Source organism: Hymenobacter terrigena (assembly GCF_054776515.1).
Genome location: NZ_BAAHBU010000001.1, coordinates 428,104 through 446,768, shown reverse-complemented (window position 1 = coordinate 446,768; position 18,665 = coordinate 428,104). Strand labels below are relative to the sequence as shown.

General features: G+C 61.8%; 17 protein-coding genes. 6 read left to right on the top strand and 11 right to left on the bottom strand.

Features of this window, described 5'->3' with window-relative positions:
- Window positions 1-224: 224 nt before the first annotated feature.
- Window positions 225-1,241, top strand: a complete 1,017-nt coding sequence (locus tag ACYU7Q_RS01710) for an MBL fold metallo-hydrolase (RefSeq protein ID WP_460607706.1) — start codon at window positions 225-227, stop codon at window positions 1,239-1,241.
- Between the two features lie 6 nt (window positions 1,242-1,247).
- Here the strand turns inward: ACYU7Q_RS01710 and ACYU7Q_RS01705 are convergent, their stop codons facing one another.
- The 6 genes from ACYU7Q_RS01705 to ACYU7Q_RS01680 form a co-directional block, all read right to left on the bottom strand.
- Window positions 1,248-2,159 (bottom strand): arginase family protein, encoded by a 912-nt coding sequence (locus tag ACYU7Q_RS01705; protein ID WP_460607705.1) that lies wholly within the window; start codon window positions 2,157-2,159, stop codon window positions 1,248-1,250.
- Between the two features lie 54 nt (window positions 2,160-2,213).
- Entirely contained in the window at window positions 2,214-2,924 is a 711-nt protein-coding gene (locus ACYU7Q_RS01700; protein ID WP_460607704.1) for a hypothetical protein, read from the bottom strand.
- Window positions 2,925-3,007: 83 nt separating this feature from the next.
- Entirely contained in the window at window positions 3,008-3,973 is a 966-nt protein-coding gene (locus ACYU7Q_RS01695) for a hypothetical protein (RefSeq protein WP_460607703.1), read from the bottom strand.
- Between the two features lie 110 nt (window positions 3,974-4,083).
- Entirely contained in the window at window positions 4,084-4,878 is a 795-nt protein-coding gene (locus ACYU7Q_RS01690) for a hypothetical protein (RefSeq protein WP_460607702.1), read from the bottom strand.
- A gap of 73 nt (window positions 4,879-4,951) precedes the next feature.
- The gene (locus tag ACYU7Q_RS01685) at window positions 4,952-5,491 is read right to left on the bottom strand and encodes a hypothetical protein (protein ID WP_460607701.1); all 540 of its coding nucleotides are present in this window, start codon (window positions 5,489-5,491) and stop codon (window positions 4,952-4,954) included.
- A gap of 297 nt (window positions 5,492-5,788) precedes the next feature.
- Window positions 5,789-6,298, bottom strand: a complete 510-nt coding sequence (locus ACYU7Q_RS01680) for a hypothetical protein (RefSeq protein WP_460607700.1) — start codon at window positions 6,296-6,298, stop codon at window positions 5,789-5,791.
- Between the two features lie 175 nt (window positions 6,299-6,473).
- On the opposite strand from ACYU7Q_RS01680, the gene ACYU7Q_RS01675 reads away from it, so the two are divergent.
- Entirely contained in the window at window positions 6,474-7,250 is a 777-nt protein-coding gene (locus tag ACYU7Q_RS01675) for a LytR/AlgR family response regulator transcription factor (protein WP_460607699.1), read from the top strand.
- Window positions 7,251-7,273: 23 nt separating this feature from the next.
- Here ACYU7Q_RS01675 and ACYU7Q_RS01670 read toward each other — a convergent pair whose 3' ends face one another.
- Entirely contained in the window at window positions 7,274-9,355 is a 2,082-nt protein-coding gene (locus ACYU7Q_RS01670; RefSeq protein WP_460607698.1) for an ATP-binding protein, read from the bottom strand.
- A gap of 249 nt (window positions 9,356-9,604) precedes the next feature.
- On the opposite strand from ACYU7Q_RS01670, the gene ACYU7Q_RS01665 reads away from it, so the two are divergent.
- From ACYU7Q_RS01665 to ACYU7Q_RS01650, 4 genes are all read left to right on the top strand, one after another.
- Window positions 9,605-10,111, top strand: coding sequence for a hypothetical protein (locus ACYU7Q_RS01665; protein WP_460607697.1), 507 nt, complete (start codon window positions 9,605-9,607; stop codon window positions 10,109-10,111).
- A 144-nt stretch (window positions 10,112-10,255) separates the two neighbouring features.
- Window positions 10,256-10,990, top strand: coding sequence for a YebC/PmpR family DNA-binding transcriptional regulator (locus tag ACYU7Q_RS01660; protein ID WP_460607696.1), 735 nt, complete (start codon window positions 10,256-10,258; stop codon window positions 10,988-10,990).
- A 129-nt stretch (window positions 10,991-11,119) separates the two neighbouring features.
- A complete protein-coding gene (locus ACYU7Q_RS01655) occupies window positions 11,120-12,199 on the top strand; it encodes an acyltransferase family protein (RefSeq protein ID WP_460607695.1) in 1,080 nt (359 codons plus the stop codon).
- A 135-nt stretch (window positions 12,200-12,334) separates the two neighbouring features.
- Window positions 12,335-13,168 carry a class I SAM-dependent methyltransferase gene (locus tag ACYU7Q_RS01650; RefSeq protein WP_460607694.1) on the top strand — a complete coding sequence of 278 codons (834 nt, stop codon included), beginning with the start codon at window positions 12,335-12,337 and terminating at the stop codon, window positions 13,166-13,168.
- A gap of 79 nt (window positions 13,169-13,247) precedes the next feature.
- Here ACYU7Q_RS01650 and ftsZ read toward each other — a convergent pair whose 3' ends face one another.
- From ftsZ to murC, 4 genes are all read right to left on the bottom strand, one after another.
- The gene (gene ftsZ / locus ACYU7Q_RS01645; RefSeq protein ID WP_460607693.1) at window positions 13,248-14,741 is read right to left on the bottom strand and encodes a cell division protein FtsZ; all 1,494 of its coding nucleotides are present in this window, start codon (window positions 14,739-14,741) and stop codon (window positions 13,248-13,250) included.
- A 110-nt stretch (window positions 14,742-14,851) separates the two neighbouring features.
- Entirely contained in the window at window positions 14,852-16,255 is a 1,404-nt protein-coding gene (gene ftsA / locus ACYU7Q_RS01640; protein WP_460607692.1) for a cell division protein FtsA, read from the bottom strand.
- Between the two features lie 84 nt (window positions 16,256-16,339).
- Window positions 16,340-17,098: a cell division protein FtsQ/DivIB gene (locus ACYU7Q_RS01635; protein ID WP_460607691.1), complete on the bottom strand. Its 759-nt coding sequence runs from the start codon at window positions 17,096-17,098 to the stop codon at window positions 16,340-16,342.
- A gap of 156 nt (window positions 17,099-17,254) precedes the next feature.
- Complete coding sequence (gene murC / locus ACYU7Q_RS01630) at window positions 17,255-18,652, bottom strand: UDP-N-acetylmuramate--L-alanine ligase (protein ID WP_460607690.1); 1,398 nt, start codon at window positions 18,650-18,652, stop codon at window positions 17,255-17,257.
- Window positions 18,653-18,665 lie beyond the last annotated feature (13 nt).

Below are 18,665 nucleotides of genomic sequence, written 5' to 3'. Positions count from 1 at the left end.
GTTGGGAAATGAAGATTGGAATGACGAAAAAAAGATGCGCTACGAGCCGGGCCAGTTGCCTGCGGAGGCGGCCAACACGATGATTACCGGGCTTTGGCCGATACGTTACATGGCCCAGCCAAACTATTTTTTACCCGGCCAACAAGGCGCTCACGGAGCCGAAAACATATCCCGACGGGGAAATCTGCGTACAGATTTGCTCCACCAACCTTTTCCCCTGCCCCATGGATACTGTAGCCGCCGGCGTCACCCAGCTTCGCATTCAGCGCTTTGTCAACGTTTATTTCGTCGAAACCGGCACCCCCGGCGAGTGGGTGCTCATTGATACCGGCCTGCCCGGCAGCATGAAAACCATCCTCGCGGCCGCCAATAAGCTCTTCTACCCCGGCTCCCACCCTGAGGCCATCATCCTCACCCACGGCCACCTCGACCACCTGGGCTCGGCCAAGGAACTGGCCGACCACTGGAATGTGCCCGTCATCGTGCATCCGCTGGAGCTGCCCTACGTGACCGGCCAAGCCCTGTACCCGCCCCGCGACCCCACCGTGGGCGGCTCGCTGGCCTTCATGAGCCGCTTCTTCCCTACTCAGCTGCCCAACCTGACCGACCGCGTGCAGGCCCTCGACGCCGACGACCCCAGCACGCCCTTCCTCATGAATTGGAAGTGGTTTCATGTGCCCGGCCACGCGCCCGGCCAGCTGGCCTTCTTCCGCGAAGCCGACCGCGTGCTGATTGGCGGCGACGCCTTCGCCACCACCGACCACGACTCGGTGCCGGCCGTGCTGCTGGGCGTGCCCAAAATCAGCCGCGCCGGCACGCCGTTCAACTACGATTGGGAGGCCGCGCGCAAGTCCGTGCAAACCCTGGCCGCGCTGGAGCCCAATGCCATCGGCTGTGGCCACGGCCCGGTTATCACTGGCCCGGAGGCGGCCACTGGCCTGCACCAGCTGGCCGATAATTACCCCATTCCCACCCACGGCCGCTACGTAAATGAGCCGGCGCGCACCGATGCCAGCGGCGTGGAGCACCTCCCGCCCGCTCCCAAAGACACGCTGCCGCTCAAAGCCGCCATCATCGGCGGTAGCCTGCTGGCGGCCGGCGCAGCGTGGCTGCTCACCGGCGGGCGGCGCAAAACCAAGAAGTCAAAAGCTTACAAGAAGGCCTACAAAGCCGCCAAAAAATCGGGCAGCTATAAGTCCTTTACTCCCCCACCGCTCTACCGGGGTGGCGTGGGAAGCTAAACGCAGCTAGTTTTTCAACTGCCCCGCCACGCCCGTCAAATAGGCGGTGATGATGGTGGCGGCTAAGCGGGCGGTCTGGTTGTCGCGGTCGTAGAGCGGATTCAGCTCCACGATTTCGAACAGCCGGACCGCTTCTTTTTGCCCGGCCAGAAACGCGGCTTCAACTGCCTGCCGGGGCGTAAAACCATCGGCGCTGGGGGCCGAAACGGCCGGGGCGAAGGCTTCGGCGCAGCCATCAATGTCGAAGCTCACGAAGGCGGGGCCAGCCGTAGCGGCGCGTTGCAGGGCACGGCTAACGTACAGCTCCATGCCCGCCTCTTGCACATGGGCCAGGGGCACGATATGAGCCTGCTGCTGGTGCAGAAACTCAATATCTTCCCGGGTATTGAGGTTGGAATGCAGACCAATTTCGGTGAACCGCTCGCCCGGCAAAACCCCCTCGCGCAGCAGCCGCCCAAACGGCGTGCCGCTGCTGATTTCGGCCTTGTCTTTCACGTCGGCGTGGGCATCGAAATTGATACCGCCCACCGGCTGCCCGTCATTCGCATCAAACAGGCCACGCACAGTGGAGTAGGTGCCGTCGTGCGAGCCGCCCAGCACCACCACGCGCGGGTACTGGCGCAGCAGCTGGCCCAGCCGCTCCCGGATGTGGGCGTGGTTCCGGGCGTGGTCGGGGTGGCGCAGGGCAAGGTTACCGGCATCGGCAATACGCAGATTATCAAGGCTGATATCGTGCTCCAGGTTGTAGGTTTTGTGGTAGCGGCGCAGCTCGCGGCGCATGGCGGCGGGGGCACCGGCCGCACCCGCCCGGCCGCCTTCCAGCACGGTACCGAAATCGAGGGGCAGGCCCACGAGGCAGACGTCGGCTTCGGGCAGTTCGGCGGCGGGGCGGATGAGGTCGCGAAGGAATGTAGGCATGGGGCCAAAAGTACGGAACCGGCCTGACGGGGCAGCCGGAGCGGCACTTCCGGACTACTGCCGCGAATAGGCCATGCCGTTGAAATTGAACAACGTGACCTTGCCTTTGCCGTCGCCCACCGGGTAGGCCACGTCGCGCACCGTGTGGCCCTGCGCATCGGTGAGGGTCAGAAACCAGCCATCGAGCCGCCAGTGGCCGGCGTTGGCCGAGGTGCCCCCGGTTTCGGCCACGCTGCGGTCCGTCACGGAGGCAACAGTGGCTACGCCACTGCCCTGGTAAGTGCCGTCGGCCTTGAAGATGAGCGTTTTCGAAACCGTGGCCTGCCCCATCGCCGAAGCAACCGTGGAGGTACCGCCTTCAAATTTTCCCACCAGCTGGCTGGGGCTCTTGAACGAACCCACGGCCGAGAAAATGCTCGCCCCGCTCCAGCTGAAGCCGCCGCCGAGCATGTTCATTTCGGCTGTTTCGGGCTTGGGATAGCCGTTCCAGGCTATGGACAGCGTTTTGCCCGTCACCGAGTAGCGGCCCTTCGATTTGGCAGGCGTGGCGGCCAGCTCGGCCGCACTCAGGCCTACAGGGTTTTCGTAGGCCAGGCCATCGGGGCCGAAATAGTAACTCATGGTCATAAAGTTGCCCAGCACCGACTTCGTCACGAAAAACAGGCCCACCGGCTTATTGCCGACCATATGGCCGGCCACCGGCGCCGGGCCGGGTGCCACGGCCGAATGCGCCTGAGCACGGCCCGCACTTAATAAACTCAGCACGACGACACGAAAAATGAGGGGATGAAGCCGGAGCATAAGCGTAGGATTATAATTATCAGCAACTAAGCAGAACTGTTGGATTTCTAGCGGGCCGTGGTTTTGTAAGTAGTACCGTTGAAACGGAAGTAATAGGCCTTGCCCGTTTTTTCGTCCAGGCTGGTGGGAAAGGCCAGGTTGCGAATGGTGCCCTGCCCATCGGTCAGGGTCAGAAACCAGCCGTTCAGGCTCCAGCGGCCCGCTTGCCTGGAAGCCGACGAAACGTTGGTGACCGAGCCGGTATTCGCTTCCAGGTGCCCATCGGTGAGGTTGTCGCGGGTGAAGGTGCCGTCGGCCTTGAAATTGAGCGTGCGATACACCGCCAGCGAACTGGCGGTGACACTCACGGCGGCGTTGCGCCCCTCAAACGTGCCCAGTAGCTGCCGGGCACTGCTGAACGGCCCTACGCAGACGAACCCGCCGTTCCAGCTGAAGCCGGTTGGGTCGGAGTGGTAGTTGAAGGTTGAAGGCGGGCCGGCGGCCCAGCGTACCGTCATCTGGCTGCCATTCACCGCGTAGGTGCCGCGCAAACGGGGGTCGACGGCAGCCAGGCCCGCAGGCGAAAAATTGGCCGGGTCCACATACACCTCGCCGGCCGGCGTGAAGTAGTAAACTTTTTCATTATTAAACACATCCATAAAGAAAAACAAGCCTACCGGTCTACCGCCCGTGGTCCGGCCGGGCAAGGGTGCCACGACAGGCGCGAGCGCAGCGGCGGGGTTGGCGGCCGGCTGCACCCGGGCCGCAGCAGGTGCCGGGCCGGGTGCAGCCGGGCGTGGGACGGCAGCCGCTGGGCGCACGGCCGCACCAGGGGCCGCGCCGCCCACGGCATTCCGGCGGGCCAGTGCCTTGGTCATGCCGTCGGAGTCGTCCACGCTCATGTAGGCCTCATAAGCTTGCTGGTAGGCAGCGGCGGCAGCGGCTTTGTTGCCGGCGGCTTCCAGCTGCTGCGCTTTGGCAAAAACCGTTGCGCCGGGCGGGCCCTGGTAAGCGGGCTGAGCGGCAGCATTCATCAGGCCAAGGCTTAATAGGCCTAAGCTTAGCACGGCTGGCCGCCAAACGCTTCGGAAGGAAAGCTGGGCCGGGTTGGGTTGATATTGCATCTTTTCGGTTTTCGGCTTGCTTACAGGCGCTTGTAGGCCACGTTGTTGAAATAAAATCGCGTCACCTGCCCGGTTTTTTCGTTGGTTTCGATGGGGAACGCGACGCCACGTGTGGTGCGGCCGGCGGCATCGGTGAGGGTGAGCGTCCAGCCGGCCAGAGCCCAGCGGCCCGTCGCCTCGCCCGAGCTGCCGACGTGGGCATTGCTGCCACTGGTATTCGTGGTGAACGAGGAAGCGCTGCTGCCGCTGTAGCTGCCATCGGCCCGGAAGGTGAGGCCGCTCACGGCCGCCGCCGAGCCACTGCTGCTGCTCACCGAGTTGCCGCCCTCGAAGGCGCCCACCAGCTGCCGGGCATTGGCAAATGGCCCCATGCCCACGAAAATGCCCATATCCCAGGAAAAGGAGTTGGTGGAGGGATTCTCAAAACTGGCCTTTGAGGTGTTGCCATCGGCCCATTTCATCAGCAGCTGCCCGCCGGCCACGCTGTAGGTGCCGCGGGCGTTGGCGGGCAAGCCGGCCAGACTGGCCGGCGTGAAATCGACGGGGTTGTTGTACACCTGCCCAGCCGGCGTGAAGTAATAGGTAGCCTTTTCCAGCGAGTGAAACGCCATGATGTAGCGCGTCATGAAGAACAGGCCCACCGGCTTCCCTCCCACCACTTTGCCCGCCAATGGCGCGGCCGAAGCAACGGGCGGCGTGGAACAGGCCACGGCCGGCCCCGCCGCGGCGGCTCCTGGCCCGGCCCCAATCGAAAACACCGCGCCAAACAGCGCACCGCAGCGCACAGCGCTACGCCAAAAGACGAGGAGTTTCATGAGCTTGCCGGGGAGTAAAGTTTGCTAAATGCAATGAGCCATTTTTTTAAAAAACAATACCTTACCAGACAAGCTAGCTACCCAGCTTCACCGTGCCATCGTCGTTGAATGTGCGCTTCACGGACTCGGAGCCCTTCACCACCAGGCCAAATACTTCGCGGCCACCGCTGGCATCCTGGTTCAGTATCATGCTCAGCGACAGGGCGGGCTCGCTGTAGCCGAAGGTGCCGCCGTAGGTTACCGGCTTGCCTTTCGAATCGGTATAGGTGAACTCGATGTTCTTGCCCTTGATGGTGTACCGCCCCGTTTCGTCGAAGTGGTAGTTGCCGTAGGGCCCCGGAATTTGCAGCTTCTTCTCGTAGCTGCCCGCGGCCCCCAACGTGAGGGTGCCGCTTACCCCGCGCGTGTTGGTGGGCTGCTGGCTGTGAGCGGGGTCGTACACCAGGTACACCATGTAGGTATAGGTGCCGAAGAACTTGGGCGGCAACCCTGTGGGTGCCACCGACTGGGAAGCCGCCGGAGACCCGCCAGGCTTTTTTTTAGGCGCTACGGACTGGCAACAGGCCACACCAGCCATCATTGATAAGAGCAAGGTAATTAGCAACTTGTTCATAAAAATACAAGTAGGCAATACTGTTTAGTAATTAAGGAAATGCCGGCCTGAATACCCAAATTATTGAATAGCTGCGGTGCTGAAGCTTCGGTTAAGCGTCATTTTTGTGCGGCGTCGAATTAATCAGGCAGGGCGGCCAGGAAACAGCGGTGGTCTGCGGCCGCCAGTTTAGCAACCAGCCGCCCCAGACCACTACAGGAATTACTTGCGCGCCCCGGCTGGTAATCGGTAATCAGTCAGCCCGCGAATACAACACGGGAAAGAGGCAGGCTTTGCCAGTCCAGAGCCAGCTATTCGCTACTCAATTTCAATATCGGTGGCCACGTTGGCCTGCATCTCGTAGCCGGGCGGGATGGTGGCATCCTTGCCTTTTTTGAGCAAAAACAGCGGGCTCAGGGCCACGGCCAAGCCAATGGTAGCGCCCTTGGTGTCGCTGCCGGCCTGGCCCACGGCGTTGCTGCTCAGGGGCACCATCTGGCCGTCCACGGCCTGCACCACGCTGGGCTTGATGCTCAGGCTGCCTTCCTTGCCCATGCCTTTGCGATGTTCGGCCCCCACTACCTGGGCGCTGCCGGCGGCCCCGGCCTTAATTACGGTGCGGCCCTTTATCACTACATCGAACTTCACGCGCAGCGAAACGCTTTGGCCTACTTGGGCATCTTTTGAAGAAAGCGGGCTGGTGGTTTCAAGGACCACTAAGGTGCCGGTTTTGAGCACGGTAGGCTTGGGCGCTTCGGCCCGGCCGGCCAGGGCCAGCAGCATGAAGGCCGGCACCATCATTTTGGAGCGGGTAAGGGAAGGGAACATAGAGCAGGAAAAAGAGTGAAACAGTGGGCAGAACCAGTGTAAATGCCCGTTATTGGCACAAAAAGTAGCCGCGCGCTACCTTGCGTCGATAACAAAGTCGAGTAAGGCCCGCGGAAAGTCGACGTACTTGCCACGTAGTCGATAAACCGTACGCCGCGGTGCTCGCTTCTCGCTCATGCTCGCTTCTCACCCCGCCCCCTTCAGCTGCCTGGTTCTCGACGACGACCTGCTGGTGCGCGACCTGGCCGCCGGCTTCGTGGAGCAAATTCCCTCCCTGGCGCTGGCCGGCAGCTACGACGACCCACTGCCCGCCTTCGAGCACCTGGCCCGCACGCCCGTCGACCTGCTCATCACCGACATCGAGCTGCCCCGCCTCAACGGCCTCGACCTGGTGCGTGCCTTGCGCCAGCCGCCGCTGGTCATATTCATGACCTCGCACCCGCAGTACGCCCTGCCCACCTACGACCTCGACGCCGTTGATTTCCTGGTGAAACCTCTGCGGTTCGACCGGTTTCTGCGGGCCATCGACAAGGCCCTGCTCCTGCTGCGCGCCCGCGCCGCCAGCGCGGCGGTGCCCGAGCCCTCTCCGCCACCACTTGGCGATACCGACGCCTTTTTCATCCGCACCGAGCTTCAGTATTTAAAGCTCCACTACGCCGATGTGGCTTACGTGGAAGCCATGCGCGACTTCGTAAAAGTGCACCTGCTCGACGGCATGGTGCACATTACGCTGGTCAGCCTCAAGCACATGGAGGAGCAACTGCCGGCCGCATTGTTCGTGCGCACGCACCGCTCCTTCCTGGTCAATGCCCGGCACATTAGCGCCGTCACCGCCCAGGATGTGCGCGTGGGCAAGGTCGATGTGCCGCTGGGCCACACCTTCCGCGACGGCGTGCTGGCGCAGGTGGTGCAGCAGCGGTTGCTCAGCCGCCATCCCGGAAAATCTTCATAGGCAATTAGCGGCCAACATTTTGGCTAATGTCGGACCGCTGTTTCAGCCATCACCGGCACTTCTGCCAGCGGCAGGCCGAGCGTGAACGTGCTGCCCTGGCCGGGGCCGGCGCTGGCCATGCACAGCTGGCCGCCGTTGCGCAGGGCTACGTCGCGGCTCAGCTTGAGGCCCAGGCCGGAGCTGCGGGGCTGGCCCGCCCCGGCAGCGCGGCGCTCCAGCGTTTCGGCCGGCACCTCCTGGCGGGGCGTGGGCACGGGCAGGCCCACGCCGGTATCGGCCACGGCCAGCTGCCAAGTGCCGGCCACTCGCTGGGCCGAAACCAGCACGGTGCCGCCCGCCGGCGTGAATTTGATGGCGTTGGAAAGCAGGTTGCGCAGCACCAGGCGCACGGCCGACGGGTCGGCCCAGACGTGCTCTTCGCCGGACAGGTTGTGCTGCAAGGTCACCTGGCCCGCCTCGGCGGTGGGGCTCAGCAGTTCGAAATTCTCTTCGACCACGGCCGCCAACGCCAGGTTCTCGGGCTGCGGCGGGGCGGTGGCGCGCATTTGCAGCGCGGCCCAGTGCAGCAGGTTTTCGAGCAGGGCCAGCGTGTGGTCGAGGGTGCGGGTGAGGCGCAGGGTGTACTGGGCCATTTTTTCGGGCGGCAGCGGCGGGCCGCTCAGCAGCCCCACAAAGGCGTGCAGCGAGTGCAGCGGCCCCCGCAGGTCGTGGCCGATGATGGAAAACAGCTGGTCTTTGGTCGCGTTCAGGACGGTGAGCTCAGCGCGCTGCTGCTCAATCTGCTGGTTTTTGCGGCCCAGTAGGCGGTTAAGTCGCCACAGCGTCAGCCCGACCAGTGCGGCGGCTAAAAGCCCCAGCCCCAGTCCCCACAACTCCCGCTGCTGCTGGCGCAGGCGCAATTGCTGGGCCTCTGCGGTGCGGGCCAGCACCTGGGCGTGGTCTCGCTCCTGGCTAAGTTGGAAATCGCCCTGCAAGCGCCCGATTTCTTCGGCTTTAGCCTGGCTGAACAAGGTATCGTGCGCGACCTGGGCCTGCTCGGCGTAGGCCAGGGCCTGGCGGTAGTCGCCGCGCTGCTTGAGGACGTGAGCCAGGGTTTTGGTGGCTTCGTATTTCGCGTTGGCACTGCCGATGCGTTGGGCAATGGCCAGCGCCTGGCGCGCCCGGGCTTCGGCTTTAGCGGGCTGGTGGAGGCGGTCGGCCATGTCGGCCAGCTCGTTCAGCACATACACCGAATTATCCTGGTCACCAGCAGCTTGCAGGAGCTGCAAGGCTCGTTCGCGCACGCGTTGTGCTTCGGGCAGTCGGTGCGCTTGGTCGAGCCAGTCGCCAAACGAGCTCAGCACTACGCCCAGCTGCGCCTTCTCGCCAAAGCCTTCGGACACCCGAATAGCCTCCCGAAACAGCCCTTCGGCCTTGGGCGAATGCAGGGCCATGTAGCCGTTGGCGAGGTTGGTGAGGCAGTCGGCCAGCGCGCCGGGGTTGGGCTGGTGCCGCACCAGCGGCAGGGCCTGCTCCAGATAATCTATTCCGCGCTGGTATTCGAACCGCCGCAGGTACACGTTGGCAATATTATTCAAGCAATTGACTTGCAGCAGGGTATCGCGCAACACCCGGGCCTGGCGCAGGGCAGGCAGCAGCGCGGCCAAGGCGCGGGGAAAGTCGCTGCGGCTGCTGTAGATGATGCCTAGGCCGTTGCGCGTTTGGGCTTCGCTGCGTACCTCGCCCCGGGCGTGGTAGAGACGCAGAGCTTCTTCGCAGGCGCGCAGGGCGCCGGGGTAATCGTCCTGCTCGTTGGCGGCCTGGCCCAGGGCCAGCAGCAAATCGGGCAAGGCGGGCTGGCCGGGGGTGTTGCGGGCCAGGGCCACGCCCTCAGTGAGGTAGGCGCGGGCGCGGGCCAGGGTGCCGTGCACCAACTCGGCCTTGCCCAGCATGCGCAGGGCCAGTGCTTCGCCCTCGCGGAAATTCAGGCGGTGGGCTAAGTCTTTCGACTGCAGCAGCAAGGGCTGGGCTTCGTCGAAATGCCCTTCGCGGAGCAATTGCTGGGCCTGATGGCGCAGGGCACGCACCTGCGCGGTATCGGCCGGCGGCGGGCCCGCGGCCAGCAATGTCAGCAGCGCGGCGGCTCCGATACTGCGGCACCACCGAAAACAGTAATTGACACTCCCCCCAACCACCCGCTTGAATTCAGTACCAAGGCTTTCCATCCCGCATAGTTAAATAGAAATCCGGCAATTACAAATATGCTTTTCCGGGCACTGTCTTTGTCAGCTGGCTACTCGCTCTCAGCTGGTCCAAGCCCCGCCGGGGCCTACCTTCGGCGCACTTTTTCGGACGCTACTCATTCCTTCGCCTTCATGCTCTCCCGTTTTTGGCTGCTTTTGCTTGTCGCCCCTACTCTGCTTCCGGTTTTGCCCGCGAGTGCCCAGTCGCCGGCCCAAACTACCCCGGCATCATCGCCAACTTTTTACACCACCTATAAATACACGGCCTACACCGTGTACGACACTACCAGCCTCGACCCGCCCACCCAGGTAAGCGGCGTGGGCGGCACGCTCACCCTACGGCCGGCCGGTACCTACGAAAAGCGTTTCACCATCCCCGGCAACAACGGCCCAATGCTGTTCAAACAGGATGGCACGTTTGCCCTGGCCGGCGACAGCATCCGCTTTGCCTTCCGCGACCAGAAGGGGGCCGATGTGCAGCGCGGCACCTTCCGCTTCGACCCCGCCACCCGGCACCTCACCATCACCATCCTCGGCTACCCGGCCGGCAACCGAGGCGTGTACGAGTTAGTGGCCGCCGAGCCTGCGCCTCCCGCATCGGCCCTGCCCACCAAAACCGGCAAAAAGCGCCGCCGTTAGCTTGGTTCGAGCCCGGCATTTGGCTCCCCCCGCGCCTTCTGGCTAACTTGCGGCCCGTTTCACCGAAACCCACTTCGCTGAAGCCCGCGCAGCCCCGGTTGCGCGCCTCCAATCCTCATTCACTCAGTTACTCAGTCACAGCAAATGGGACGCGCATTCGAATTTCGCAAAGGCCGCAAAATGAAGCGGTGGGATAAAATGTCGAAAGACTTCACCCGCATCGGCAAGGAAATCGTGATGGCCGTGAAGGAAAACGGCCCCAACCCCGACACCAACGCCCGCCTGCGCGCCGCCATGCAAAACGCCAAAGGCGTGAACATGCCCAAGGACCGCGTGGAAGCCGCCGTGAAACGCGCCAGCAGCAAGGAAGAAAAGGACTACGCCGAAGTGGTATACGAAGGCTACCTGCCCCACGGCGTGGCCGTTGTCATCGAAACCGCCACCGACAACCCCACCCGCACCGTGAGCAACGTGCGCCTCATCTTCAACCGCAACGAGGGCACGCTGGGCACCGCCGGCAGCAGCGACTACACTTTCACCCGCAAAGGTGTATTCAAACTGGCCGCCGAAGGCCTCGACCGTGACGAGTTGGAGCTGGAGCTGATTGATTTCGGCGCCGAAGACGTGTACGAAACCACCGAGGAAGACGAGCACGGCGCCGAGCACAAGTTCATTGTGGTCGAAACTGCCTTCACCGATTTCGGCCAGATGCAGAAGGCCCTCGAAGCCCAGGGCCGCCACGTGGTCAGCGTGAACCTGCAGCGTGTGCCCAACACCACCGTCGCCCTCACCGACGAGCAGCTCGACGAAATCATGACCATCATCGAGAAGTTTGAAGACGACGAGGACGTGCAGGCCGTGTACCACACCGTGGGCTAGGGCTGTATTAAATTGTCATGCTGAACGCAGTGAAGCATCTGGGCAAACGGTAATTAACCGGCATTGCTCAGATGCTTCACTGCGTTCCGCATGACAGGCCCTCCGTTCACCACCCCGATTCCTTCCACCATGCCGCCTACCGCCCGCCCCCTCGCCTACCGCCCCGGGCTGGATGCCGTGCGCGCCGTGGCCATTCTGCTGGTCGTCGTCGGCCACTGGACGCTGCCGTCCTTCCCCATGAGCCTCATGGGCAGCATGACGTTTTTTGTGCTCAGCGGCTATTTTATTTCGGGCATCGTCTGGAAGCAGCAGGTGTACGTGGGCGCGCCCGGACGCTGGCCGCGGCGGCTGGGTGTGTTCTACCTGCGCCGGCTGGTGCGCACGCTCCCGCCCTATTACCTGTCGCTGGCGCTGGGGTTTGCGCTGCCGCTCGTCACGCTGCACCAATACCCCGGCTGGTTTGTGGTGCCGGTGTCCAACCTCTTGTTCTACCGCTTGCAGCATTGGGGCGAAGGCGTGGGCCACTACTGGACCATGGCCGTCGATGAACAGTTTTACCTGCTGTGGCCGGTGCTGCTGGCCGTGGTGCCCAAGCGGGTAAGCTGGCTGACGCTGGTGGCCGTCGCCGGCCTGCTTTTCCGCATCGCCTGGAGCACTTGGGTGCGACCCGACCTGGCCTTCGCCCTGCTCCCTGGCTGCCTCGATTTGTTCGCCGCCGGCGCCATCCTGCGCCACGTCGAGCAGTTGCCGATGGTGCGGCGACTGGCCCGTTTCCAATGGGTCGTGCTGGCCTGGCTGGCCTGGGCTGCCCTTTGGGCCGCGCTCTACCTCACGGAGTCGCACTACGCCTGGCTGCTCATCTACGCCAGCGCCGGCTGCCTGCCCGCCGCCCTCACCCTCAACTGGGCCCTGCACCAAGCCACCCGCCCCGCCGATGAAAACCGCCTGCTTACCGCCCTACGCTGGGTGGGCCAGCGCAGCTACGGCTGCTACCTCTACCACTTGCTGTTGCCAGTGTTCTACCAGCGGGCCGTGTTTCGGCTGTTTCCGCTCACGGGTGAGCACGGCGTGAGCCTACGGGCTTTCTGGCTGAGCCCAGGGGCAATGGTAACCGTTCTGCTGCCCTTGCTGCTGATAATGGCCGCTGCCTCGTGGCGCTGGCTCGAAGCGCCGCTCAACCGCTGGAAAGAACGGCTGGCTTATTCCTGATAATGCCATTGCGGTTTTTTCGCAATCTGATACCGGTTTCAAACCCGATTACGGTCCAAGCTTTGCCGAAAGCCACCCGGCAAAATCTCCTACATTTGGCTTAACAAGTCCTTCCTCCGTTTTAAATCAGCCCCCATGCTCAACTACCTCATCAACTCTTTCAAGCGGAAAATGGCCCGCCGCATCACCCAAAAGCACCCCATGGTGCTCGATACGTTCGCCATTCCCGGCATCGGCAACGGGCAGGTACAGTTCGCCAACTGGGAAAATCCGCTGGTTGAAAAGAAGGTGTTCACCAAGGAGACGGTTGACTTTTTCAAGAAATTCCTCCACCCCGGCGACTTCGCCATCGACATCGGGGCCAATATTGGCCACACCACCGTGCAAATGGCCCTCGCCACCGGCTCCAGCGGCCTCACCCTCGGCTTTGACCCCAACCCCTACGTCTTCGAAATCCTGCAACGCAACGCCACGCTCAACTCCGAGCTCGTGCGCATCGGAGCCCACAACCTCGCCATCTCCGAGCAGGACGACGAATTCTACTACAACTCCTCCGAAGCCTCCTTCAACAACGGCGGCATTTCCAAAACGCCGAACAACAAACACGGCAAATACTCCCTCAGCACCAAAATAAAAGGCGTCAACCTGGAGTCTTTTCTGGAAAAAGAATACCCCGATTTTCTCCCGAAGCTCACGCTAATTAAAATCGACACCGAAGGCTACGACAAGGAAATAATTCGCTCTATTTCCAGCCTCATCACCAAATACAAGCCGGTAATTATTTCCGAATGCTTCGGCAAGAATTCCGACGAAGAGAAATTCGAGCAATTCAATTTGTTGCAATCCCTCGGCTATTCGTTGTTCTATTTCACCGACTTTGTTGCCACCACGCAAATCATTCCCATCAAGCGCAAGGAAGAAATGTTGGAATACAAACACTTCGATTTCTACGCAACGCCGAACGCGTAAATTTCAATAATTACGTCAAATAAAAAGGCCGCCGCTGAAATTTTAGCGGCGGCCTTTTTATTTCACTTAGACTAATTAATTAGTCCACGTTGTCGTGCAGAAACCGGTTATCGCCCAGCAGCTCGTTATCATCCGATAAGTTGAAGCGGGAGATATTCTGGGCTGAGCTGGGCTCCACGTTTTCCAGCTTCACCTGGCGGCGCAGGTAGGCAGGCGTGTCATATTGGCTCACGGCTTCCGGCGGCAGGCCGTTGCTCAGCTCCTGCAGGCGACGGCGACGCTCCAGTGCCTGCGCATCCATCGCCGGGCGCGGGCGGTGGGCCTCCGGGCCAGCCGCTGGAACTGGCGCATTCGACGTGAGCACGGGCTCGGCCGGGGCGCTAGCCGGAATGCCGGCCAGCGGCGGCATGTTGTGTGCCGAAGGGCCGTTCAAATCGAACGTAACGCGGGCGGGCTCCGGCGTGCCAAAACTGGGCACGAACGGGGCCGAAGTAGCGGGCGTAGCAGGAGCCGTTTCGGGCCGCGGCGTTTCGGCCACCGGAACTGGAGCCGCTACCGGCTCGTGCGAGGCACCACCACCCATTGCAGGGGTCGTGATGGAGTGCGCGTCGCGGGCAAAACCGGTAGCAATCACCGTTACGCGGATGCTCTGGCCCAGGCTGTCGTCGATGCCGTGGCCGAAAATCATCTCGGCGTCCTGCCCGGCTTTCTCCTGGATGTACTCCGTGATTTCCGTCAGCTCGTCCATTTCCAACTCGTGCTCGACGCCCGACATGATGGAGAGCAGGATGCGCTGTGCGCCGTGAATGTCGGTGTTGTTGAGCAGCGGCGAGTTCAGGGCTTCCTCGGCGGCGCGGCGGGCGCGATTTTCGCCTTCGGTCACGCTGCTGCCCATTACGGCGGCCCCGCTGTCCTTCATCACCGTTTTCACGTCTTCAAAGTCCACGTTCACATCGGCTGTCACCGTAATGATTTCGGCGATGGACTTGGCGGCCGTGGTCAGCACCGTATCAGCTTTGGCGAAGGCGGCCCCCATCGTCAGGTTGCCGTAAATCTGCGGCAGCTTGTCGTTGAGAATCACCAGCACCGTGTCGCAGTGCTCGCTCAGGGCCTTGATGCCTTCTTCGGCCTGCTGGCGCTTTTTCTTGCCCTCGAACATGAACGGGGCCGTCACGATGCCCACCGTGAGGATGCCCAGCTCCTGCGCCACCTGCGCGATTACGGGAGCGGCGCCGGTACCGGTGCCACCGCCCATTCCGGCTGTGATGAAGAGCATCTTGGTGCCCTGGTTCAGCAGGTCGCGGATTTGCTCCTTGCTCTCGATGGCGGCTTGGCGGCCGCGCTCGGGCTTGGCACCCGCGCCGAGGCCTTCGGTGAGGTCAACGCCAATTTGCAGCTTGTTGGGCACCGTGGAGCTTTGCAGCGCTTGGTGGTCGGTGTTGCAGATGATAAACTCCACGTCCTTGATGCCCTGCTTGTGCATGTGCTTCACGGCATTGGAGCCACCGCCGCCAACCCCAATCACCTTGATGATGGACTTGCTCTGGGCGGGAATATCGAATTTGTAATTCATAAGATTCATTTAACATTTATCAATTAACATTTAACATTTTCAGCAAAGACGCACGCATCTAAAACCAAGAACGTCAATTGTTAAATGATAAATGATAATTGTTAAATGATTTAGTAGGATTTATCGTCGTAGTCGTCAATCAGCAGCCCTTTGGTGCGGGTGATGATGTCCTTGAAGAAGCGGCTGGCGGCACCGGGCTCCTTGGGCTTGGCCGGCTGCGGCGCGGGGGCCGGAGCGGCGGGCGCAGCACGGGTTTCTACGGGCGCGGGCGCCGGAGCTACGGGAGCGGCGGCCGGTGCAGCGTAGTACGTCGGAATCACCGGCTGCTCCTCTTCGTAGCTGGGGCGCGACACCTGGCGCTCGTCGAGCGAGTGGTAGCCCGACAGCACGAGGCCCACGGTGGTAGCGTACATCGGCGATTTTACCGCTTCGATGCGGCTCTTGCCGAGGTGCTGGTTGGGGTAGCCGATGCGGGTATCGAGGCCGGTGATGTACTCAGTGAGCTGCTCCAGATTCTGAAGCTGCGAGCCGCCGCCGGTGAGCACAATGCCGGCTGACAGCTTGTCGTGCAGGCCCATGCGGTAGATTTCGGCATACACCAGCTCCATGATTTCCGACATGCGAGCCTCGATGATGTACGCCAGGTTTTTCAGCGAAACTTCTTTCGGCGGACGGTTGGGCAGGCCGGGGATGCTCACGATTTCGTAGTCGCTGGCTTCTTGGGCAATGGCTTTGCCGAACTTCACTTTCAGCTGCTCGGCCTGGCCGGGGGCCACGTTGCAGCCGGTTTTGATGTCCTGCGTGATGATGTTGCCGCCGAAGGGCAGCACCGCGGCATGACGGATAATGCCGTCCTTGAACACGGCCAAATCGGTGGTGCCGCCCCCGATATCAATCAGGGCCACACCGGCTTCCTTTTCCTCCTCCGAGAGGATGGACATGGAGCTGGCGAGGGGTTCGAGAATCAGGTCGGCGATTTCAAGGCCGGCCTTGGTCACGCACTTGTTGATGTTGTTGATGGCCGTGCTCTGGGCCGTAATGATGTGGAAGTTGCCCTCCAGGCGCACGCCTTCGTAGCCCACGGGGTCGGAAATACCTTCCTCGTAGTCCACTTTGTAGTCCTGCGGCATCACGTGGATGATTTGCGAGCCGGGCTGGGTTACCAGTCGGTACATGTCCTGCGTGAGGCGCGCCACGTCGTCCGGTCCGATGGTGTCGTGCGAGTTCCGGGTGATGCTGCCGTTGTGCTGGAGGCTCTTGATGTGCTGGCCGGCAATGCCGACGTTTACCACTCCAATGCTAATTCCGGACTGTTCTTCGGCCTGCCGAATGGCCCGTTTAATGGCGTCTACGGTCTTGTCAATATTGAGCACGATGCCGCGCGAAACGCCCTCTGACACGGCTTTGCCCATGCCCAGGATTTCGAGTTTGCCGAACTCGTTTTTGCGGCCCACCAGGGCGCAGATTTTTGTGGTACCAATGTCGAGCCCGACGACGATTTTATCTTGTTGCATAGGATGCGGTGCTGGCGAGCAGTGAAAAAGCGGTGGGTTGGGAGTGAGACTTCAGGGCTTAAAAGCCTATTTTTCAGCGAATTACTATTCGCAAATAATCTGATTTTGGTATTCGACGTTTACGCGGTGGTAGGTGTCCCACCCCAAAACTGACGGAATTTGACGGTAAAATACCATAAGCTTTGCGAATTTTTCGGAAATATTTTCGGGGAGCCCGAATTCGATACGTTGGTCGCCCACTTGCTGCGTGAACGAGAGCTTGCCACCGGGCTCAATAAACACCTCCGAAACCTGCGCTTTCCAGAATTCATGCTCGTCAACGTAGCGCAAAAACTCCAGGTAATGCCGACCGGTGCTGTCCTGGAAAAATCCAGTTGGGAGGCTGCCTCCGCCGGGCCGCGCCACGGTGGCTACGCGGGCCGTAAACAGGGGTGAAAGCGGCAGGGCGCGCCCTTCGGCGTCGACGTAGGTATCGAGGCGGGTGTCGGGGTGCGTGAGGCGGGCAATGGGCCGGTTTTGGCGCACATCGGCGTGCAGGTTGCCGGCGAGGTCGCGGTACACTTGGGCATCGCGCACGAAAGGGTGCGCCTTTAGGCGGGCTTCCAGCTCGCGCAGGCGCGGACCTTCGGGCTGGGTACCGAGGATGGGTTCTTTACCGCCCTTGGTGAGCAGGGCCGTGACGCCGCGTTCAGAGATGAAATAATTATCGAACTCGTTGGCAATGTTCACCTTCACAGCATCAACCGAGCGGTTGGACTGGCGCACGGCGGCGAAAGTGCCCAGCGCGCCCAGCACCAACAGGCAGGCAGCGGCCACGAGTAAGTTTCTAACGGTGCGTTCCAAATGGTGGAGTGGTGGGGTTGTGGGTTGGTGGTTCAGTCTATCATCCTGAACGGAGCGAAGGACCTTATCAGGTTCGCATCAACAGCGTTATTATGAACTGTTCTTGCGTGGCAAGGTCCTTCGCTGCGCTCAGGATGACAGCCGTTTACTATTTAGCTACTTCCACCGTTCAGTAAGTACCAGTTTGAGTTGGGGAACCAGCGTGTCAATATCCCCTGCGCCGACCGTGGCCAGCACGTCGAAGGACGTGTCGGTTTGGGCAGCGGTGAGGGCATGTTCTTTGGTCACGAGGGCTTTGGTGGGAGCGGTGATTTCGGCCAGGAGCATTTCGGCAGTCACGCCGGGTAGCGGCTTCTCGCGGGCGGGGTAAATATCCAATAAAAAGACCTCATCTGCAATACTTAAGCTCTTGGAAAAACCTGAAGCAAAGTCGCGGGTGCGGGTGAACAGATGGGGCTGAAAAATCACACGCAGCCGCTTGGCGGGGTAGAGCGCCCGCACAGAACGCAGGAAGGCTTCGATTTCGCGTGGGTGGTGGGCGTAATCATCTAAATAAACGTTTTCGGACGCGGTTACCACGAATTCAAAGCGGCGCTTTACGCCCCGGTAGGCCGCTACGGCGGCACGTAGCGGCCCCTCTCCAACGCCCTGCAGTTGGGCCACAGCAGCAGCGGCCAACATGTTTTCGACGTTGTGGTAGCCAGGCACTGCCAGCTCCAAGCCATTTACGGTGCTTTCGGGACGGTGCAGGTCGAAGTGGAAGCGGTGGCCTTCAACGGTGATGTTAGCGGCATAGAGTTCCGGGCCCTGCTCAGGCGTGAGGCCGTAGCGAATGACGCGGGTGCCGGGCGGCACGGCCGCAGCCACGCTGGCGTCGGCGGTGTGGTTGAGCAGCAGCGTACCACCGGGCTTAATCTGGGCCACAAACTGGCGGAACGACTCTATCAGGGCTGATTGGTCGCCGTAGATGTCAAGGTGGTCGGCATCGGTGCTCGTGACGATGGCCACGTCCGGAAACAGGGTCAGGAAGCTGCGGTCATACTCGTCGGCTTCGACCACGATGGGCGCTTCGGGCGTGGCCGGCAGCAGCAGGTTGCTGCCCAAGTTCACCGAAATGCCGCCGAGGAAGGCGCCGGCGTCGTGGCCGGCGTGGTGCAGCAGGTGGGCTACCATGCTGCTGGTGGTGGTTTTGCCGTGCGTGCCGGCCACCGCGATGGTGTAGCGGCCCTGGGTGAGCACGCCCAGCACCTGGCTGCGCTTGCGGATGTCATAGCCTTGGGCCCGCAGCCAAGCCCACTCCTCGCTATCGGCCGGAATGGCGGGCGTGAGGACCACCAGCGTCTGTTCGCGGTGTTCGCGGATTTCAGCGGGGATGTTCTCAACAGCATCGGCGTAGTGAATGGCGATGCCTTCGGCGGTGAGGGCGCGGGTGAGGGGCGTTTCGGTTTTGTCGTAGCCGCTCACCTGGTGGCCGTTGGCGCGGAACCAGCGGGCCAGGGCCGACATGCCGATGCCGCCAATGCCGAGGAAGAAAACGTAGGGAAACTGGTTCAAATTCGGGGATATT

Bases quoted from the DNA above. Each gene is read 5' to 3' on its own strand.
- ACYU7Q_RS01660 (WP_460607696.1), top strand. From the start codon at position 10,256: ATGGGACGCGCATTCGAATTTCGCAAAGGCCGCAAAATGAAGCGGTGG.
- ACYU7Q_RS01650 (WP_460607694.1), top strand. From the start codon at position 12,335: ATGCTCAACTACCTCATCAACTCTTTCAAGCGGAAAATGGCCCGCCGC.
- ftsZ (WP_460607693.1), bottom strand. From the start codon at position 14,741: ATGAATTACAAATTCGATATTCCCGCCCAGAGCAAGTCCATCATCAAG.
- ACYU7Q_RS01685 (WP_460607701.1), bottom strand. From the start codon at position 5,491: ATGAACAAGTTGCTAATTACCTTGCTCTTATCAATGATGGCTGGTGTG.
- ACYU7Q_RS01680 (WP_460607700.1), bottom strand. From the start codon at position 6,298: ATGTTCCCTTCCCTTACCCGCTCCAAAATGATGGTGCCGGCCTTCATG.
- ACYU7Q_RS01665 (WP_460607697.1), top strand. From the start codon at position 9,605: ATGCTCTCCCGTTTTTGGCTGCTTTTGCTTGTCGCCCCTACTCTGCTT.
- ACYU7Q_RS01690 (WP_460607702.1), bottom strand. From the start codon at position 4,878: ATGAAACTCCTCGTCTTTTGGCGTAGCGCTGTGCGCTGCGGTGCGCTG.
- ACYU7Q_RS01655 (WP_460607695.1), top strand. From the start codon at position 11,120: ATGCCGCCTACCGCCCGCCCCCTCGCCTACCGCCCCGGGCTGGATGCC.
- ACYU7Q_RS01705 (WP_460607705.1), bottom strand. From the start codon at position 2,159: ATGCCTACATTCCTTCGCGACCTCATCCGCCCCGCCGCCGAACTGCCC.
- ACYU7Q_RS01710 (WP_460607706.1), top strand. From the start codon at position 225: ATGGATACTGTAGCCGCCGGCGTCACCCAGCTTCGCATTCAGCGCTTT.
- ACYU7Q_RS01675 (WP_460607699.1), top strand. From the start codon at position 6,474: ATGCTCGCTTCTCACCCCGCCCCCTTCAGCTGCCTGGTTCTCGACGAC.
- ftsA (WP_460607692.1), bottom strand. From the start codon at position 16,255: ATGCAACAAGATAAAATCGTCGTCGGGCTCGACATTGGTACCACAAAA.
- ACYU7Q_RS01695 (WP_460607703.1), bottom strand. From the start codon at position 3,973: ATGAATGCTGCCGCTCAGCCCGCTTACCAGGGCCCGCCCGGCGCAACG.